Here is a 5371-nt window from a genome sequence, read left to right as displayed (position 1 = left end):
CCCCCCCCGCGGAGTACGCGCGTCGCCGATGGGCCCGCGATACGGCCCGCGTCCGGCCCAGCCGGCCCCCCTCAGCGTCGCCGCAGCGCCCGAGTCACGGCGGCGACCGTGCCGGCGGCGGCCAGGCCGGTGCCTGCGAGGGCCAGGCCGGTGAGCGCGAGGGCCAGGGTCCGGGACCGGCGGCCCGGAGGCGTGGGGCGGGCGCCCGGTGCCATGCCGTACGCGCTGCCCGGCGCGTCGGTGTCCCCGGCGGAGCCGGGCAGTGCCGAGGCCAGGAGCTCCGCCAGGTGCACACCCTCGTGGCCGCCGCTGTCGAACTCGTGGATCTGGGTGCGGCAGCTGAAGCCGTCGGCCAGCACCACGGTCGCCGCGTCCTCGTCCCGCAGCCGCGGCAGCAGCACCCGCTCCGCGCACGCCTCGCTGACGTCCAGATGGCCGCGCTCGAAGCCGAAGTTGCCGGCCAGCCCGCAGCAGCCGGAGTCCAGCCGCTCGGCATCCACCCCGGCCCGGCGCAGCAGTTCCCGGTCCGCGTCCCAGCCCATGACCGCGTGCTGGTGGCAGTGCACCTGGGCCAGCGCCCTCGCGGACCGCTCGGGCACCCGCGGCGGCTCGTAGCCGGGGGAGTGCCCGGTCAGCAGCTCCGACAGCGTGACCGTCCGCTCGGCCAGCCGCAGCACGTCCTGGTCGCCGGGGAACAGCTCCGCCGCGTCCGCCCGGAACACCGCCGTGCAGCTCGGCTCCAGCGCCACCACCAGTCCGCCCGCCCGCACGTGCGGGGCCAGGGCGCGCACCGTCCGGGTGAGGATCCGCTCCGCCGTGCCGAGCTGCCCGGTGGAGATCCAGGTCAGCCCGCAGCACAGCGGCTCGCCCGGCAGCTCCACCCGCCAGCCCGCGTGCTCCAGCACCCGTACGGCCGCCCGCCCGACGTGCGGGTGGAAGTGGTTGGTGAACGTGTCCGGCCACAGCAGCACCGTTCCGCGCCGCCCGTCACCCTCCGGCTCGTGGTCCGCGAACCACTGCTCGAACGTCCGCCCGGCGAACAGCGGCACCTCCCGGTCCGCCACGCCCGCGAGGGCCACGGCGGCCCTCGACAGCAGCGGCGTGTGCGTGAGCGCGTTGACGACCGGCCCGAGCCGGGTACGGCCCACCACCTGCGCCAGTGCCGGCAGCCAGCCCATGGACCAGTCCGAGCGCGGCCTGCGCCACGGCCGGCCCGCGTAGTGGTGGGACAGGAACTCCGCCTTGTACGTGGCCATGTCGACGTCCGCCGGGCAGTCCTTCTTGCACCCCTTGCAGGCCAGGCAGAGATCGAGCGCGTCCTTGACCGCCTCCGACCGCCAGCCGTCCCGGACGGCCGCGTCCCCGTGCCCGTCGAGCATCTCGAACAGCAGCCGCGCCCGCCCCCGCGTGGAGTGCTCCTCCTCCCGCGTCACCTGGTACGACGGGCACATCACCGTGCCGTCGCTGGTGTGCTGGCGGCACTTGCCGACCCCCACGCACCGGTTGGCGGCCTGCGCGAACGACCCCCCGTCGTGCGGGAACCGGAAGTGCGGGTCGCGGGGCTCGTACGGGGCCCAGTCGCCGCCGAGCCGCAGGTTCTCGTCGAGCCGGTACGGCGCCACGACCTTCCCCGGGTTCATCCGGTCCAGCGGGTCGAAGACGGCCTTGAGCCGCCCGAACGCCTCCACCAGCTCGTCGCCGAACATGCGCGGCAGCAGCTCGCCCCGGCTCTGCCCGTCCCCGTGCTCCCCGGACAGCGACCCGCCGAACTCCACGACCAGGTCGGCGGCCCGCTCCATGAACCGGCGGTAGGCCGCGACCCCGTCGGCGGTGTACAGGCCGAAGGGGATGCGGGTGTGCACGCAGCCGTGCCCGAAGTGGCCGTACAGGCTGGGCCCGGTGTCGCTGAGGTAGCCGAACTCCTCGAACAGGGACCGCAGCCGGCGCAGGTAGTCGCCCAGCCTCTCGGGCGCCACCGCCGAGTCCTCCCAGCCCTCGAAGGTGTCCGCCCTGCCCGGGATGTGGGCGGTGGCGCCGAGCCCGGACTCGCGGACCTGCCACAGGTCCTGCTCGTGCGCCGGGTCGTCCATGAACGCGCAGTCGGCGTCGTGCTCGGAGCGGTGCACCGCGTCCAGCATCCGGTGCGCCCGCGCGCCCGCCTCCTCGACGGTGTCGCCGCCGAACTGCACCATCAGGAAGGCGTTCCCGTCGGGCATCTCGGCCAGCGCCTTCGCGTTGAGGCGCTTGATCCGCTCGTCGCGCACCAGCCGGGCGTCGACGCCCTCCAGGGCGATCGGCCCGTGCGACAGCACGTCGGGCACCGCGTCGGCGGCCCGCTCGATGCTGTCGAACCCCAGGACGACCAGCGTGCGTTCCCGCACCACCGGCACGAGCTCCAGCTCCGCCCGCAGGACGGTGACGAGCGTCGACTCGCTGCCCACCAGCAGCCCGGCGACGTCGAAGCCGTGCTCCGGCAGCAGCGAGTCCAGGTTGTAGCCCGACACCCGGCGCGGGATGTCCGGGAAGCGGCGGCGGATCTCGTCGGCGTACGTGTCGCGCAGCGTCCGCAGCCGCCGGTAGACCGTCGCCCGCAGGTCGCCCTGCCGCTCGATCGCGGCGTACTCCTCGTCGCCGGTCTCCCCGCACCAGAAGCGGGTGCCGTCGTACAGCACCACCTCCAGGCGGGCGATGTTGTCGACGACCTTGCCGTGCGCCTGCGCGGTGGCCCCGCAGGAGTTGTTGCCGATCATGCCGCCGATGGTGCAGTTGGCGTGGGTGGCGGGTTCGGGTCCGAAGCGCAGGCCGTGCGGGGCGAGCTGCCGGTTGAGGTCGTCCAGCACGATCCCGGGCTGCACGACACAGGTGCGCGCGTCCACGTCCAGGGACTCCACGCGCGTGCAGTACTTCGACCAGTCGAGCACCAGCCCGGCGTTGGTGCACTGCCCGGCCAGGCTGGTCCCGCCGCCCCGCGACAGCACCGGCGCGCCGAACTCCCGGGCCACGGCCACCGCTTCGGCGCCGGCCTCGGGGGTGCGCGGGACGACCACGCCGATCGGCGTCTGCCGGAAGTTCGAGGCGTCCGTCGAGTACGCGGCGCGGCTCCCCGCGTCGAACCTGACCTCGCCGTCGACCCGCTCGCGCAGCGCCGCCCGCAGCGCGGCCGTGTCGACCGGCGGCGGCGCCCCTTCACGGACGACGGGTTCGGGCAGGTCCAGCGCGCCCATCGGGGCCTCCTCGGCGAGATGTACGGTGCGACGGCGACGACCGGCCGGGTGTGCGGCACGGCAGCCGGCGGGTACCCCGCGGCAGGTCGCGGCAACCTCGGGGTGGCGGTGTGCGCCGGGACGGTCGCGGACCGTGTCGCTGTTGGGCCGAACGGGTGAGTTGACGTAAGAATTGGCTGGTGCACGCATTGAAGGCGAGTGGAATCGGGGGAGCCGGTGAACAGCTACGACGTCACCGATGAACAGTGGGAAGGGCTCGCCCAGGTCGTTCCGTTGCGCGGGCGCGACGCCTGGCCGTCGTCGGTCGGCCATCGCGCGATGCCGGAGGCGGAGACGGAGGCGCGGCGGCGTTTCGTCGTCCTGCGGGTCAATGTCTTCGCGGACGCCCGCGAGGTCGCCGAGACGCTGATGGCGGGCATTCCGGTGCTCCTGGACCTGACGAGCGCCGAGACCGAGGTCGCCAAGCGCGTCCTGGACTTCAGCACGGGCGTCGTCTTCGGCCTGGCCAGCGGCATGCACCGGGTCGACCGCAACGTGTTCCTGCTGACGCCGGCCGGAACCGAGGTGAACGGCCTGATGGAGGGCGCGGCCGGGGTCCCCGGAATGTGACCCCGGGACCGGGGGCGCGCGGTACGCGGCGCCCGGTACGACGGGACCGGCCCCGCGAAGTCCCTCCGCCCGCGGGGCGGATCAGGAGGGCCCTCGCGGCGCCCGGCCCAGGCCTGGCGGCCCAGGCCCGCTGGCCCAGGCGCGCTGGCCCAACCTCGACGGCGCAACCCCGACGGCCCAGGCCCGACGACCCAGGCATGCTGGCTGAGCTCCGACGGCCCAGGCCCGGCGGCTCAGGCCCGGCGGCCCAGGCGTGCTGGCCCAGGCCTGGCGGCTCAGGCGTGCTGGCCCAGGCCCGCTGGCCTAGCCCCGGCAGCCCAGGCCCGGCGGCCCGGCGGGCCCGGCGCGTGACCAGCGCTTCCGGCCTGGCGAGCGCGTCCCCCGATCGTGGGAACGTCGACCGGGCGGAACGGTTCGCCCGGGATCCGGAGCCCTACGGTCCGGACATGGCCGTGTCACCCGCGTCGACGGCGTCCCCCTCGGCGATGTCCCCTGGAACCGCGTCCCCCTCGACGACGTCCCCTTCGGCGGCGTACGCCGCCCCCGCGCACCCGGACCGACCGCGCGTCACGGAACTGCGGCTGTCCGCGTTCGCCCGGCACCGGCGGGCCCGGATCCCGCTAGCGTCCCTCACCCTGCTGGCCGGCCCCAGCGGCTGCGGCAAGACCAGCGCGCTGCGGGCCTACGAGGCGCTCGCCCGGCTCGGCGGCGGCGCGGAGCTCACCGCGGTCTTCCCCGACCCGGTCGCCTGCGTCCCCGAGCGGGCCCTGCCCGACGCCGAGCGGCGCCGCGGCTTCCGCATCGGCTGCACGGTCGACGGCCCCGAGGGCCCGGTGAGCCTCGACGTGGCCGTACAGGCCGAGCCCGAACTGCGCATCGTGGGCGAGCGGCTGACGGCCGGCGGACTCGTCCTGCTGGAGACCGCCCTGCGCGACCCCGGCCGACGCGCCGTGCAGGCCGCCTGGCACACGGCCGGGTCGGCGCCCGTCACCCGCGCCCCGCTGCCCGACGACCGGCTCGGCACGCCGCTGCTGCCGCTGCGCGTGGCCGGCAAGACCGACGGGCAGCGCAGGGTGCTGGCGGCGGCCGAGCAGGTGGTGGTCGCCCTGCGTTCCGTCTTCGCCTGCGACCCGCGCCCCGCCAGGATGCGCGCCCCCGTGCCCACCGGCTCCGGACGGCTGCTCGGCGGCTGCGACAACCTCGCCGACGTGCTGTGGCGCACCCGGGCCGAGTGCGCCCGGCGGCACGCCCAGTTCGTCGCCGCCGTACGCGCCGGCTGCGCGGGCCCCGTCGAGGACGTGCTGGCCGAGCCGGTCGTCGGCGGTGTGGTCCGCGCGCTGCTCGACCGGGGCGACGGCGTCCGCACCGGCCTCCCCCGCCTCGGCTACGGCGAGCTGCGCTACCTCGCCCTCGCGCTCGTGCTGTTCACCGGCCCCGGCGTGCTGGAGGTGGACCCGGCCGGCGAGGTGCCCGCCGCGCTCCAGACGCTCACCGTCCTCGCCGACGGCCTCGACCGCGGCCTGGACGTGCACCAGCGC

Annotated in this window: 3 protein-coding genes; 2 read left to right on the top strand and 1 reads right to left on the bottom strand. The window is 75.8% G+C overall.

Annotation, left to right across the window (positions count from 1 at the left end):
• Nucleotides 1-71: 71 nt before the first annotated feature.
• The gene (locus tag GTW67_RS32495; protein WP_161168338.1) at nt 72-3224 is read right to left on the bottom strand and encodes an FAD-binding and (Fe-S)-binding domain-containing protein; all 3153 of its coding nucleotides are present in this window, start codon (nt 3222-3224) and stop codon (nt 72-74) included.
• Between the two features lie 216 nt (nt 3225-3440).
• On the opposite strand from GTW67_RS32495, the gene GTW67_RS32490 reads away from it, so the two are divergent.
• Nucleotides 3441-3833 (top strand): cell division protein SepF, encoded by a 393-nt coding sequence (locus tag GTW67_RS32490; protein ID WP_346010801.1) that lies wholly within the window; start codon nt 3441-3443, stop codon nt 3831-3833.
• A 485-nt stretch (nt 3834-4318) separates the two neighbouring features.
• The coding region (locus GTW67_RS32485; RefSeq protein ID WP_524539846.1) for an AAA family ATPase at nt 4319-5371 on the top strand (1053 nt) is incomplete at its 3' end.

The sequence above is a fragment of the Streptomyces sp. SID5910 genome (assembly GCF_009862125.1).
Classification (GTDB): domain Bacteria; phylum Actinomycetota; class Actinomycetes; order Streptomycetales; family Streptomycetaceae; genus Streptomyces.
This window is presented reverse-complemented; position numbering and strand designations above follow the sequence as displayed.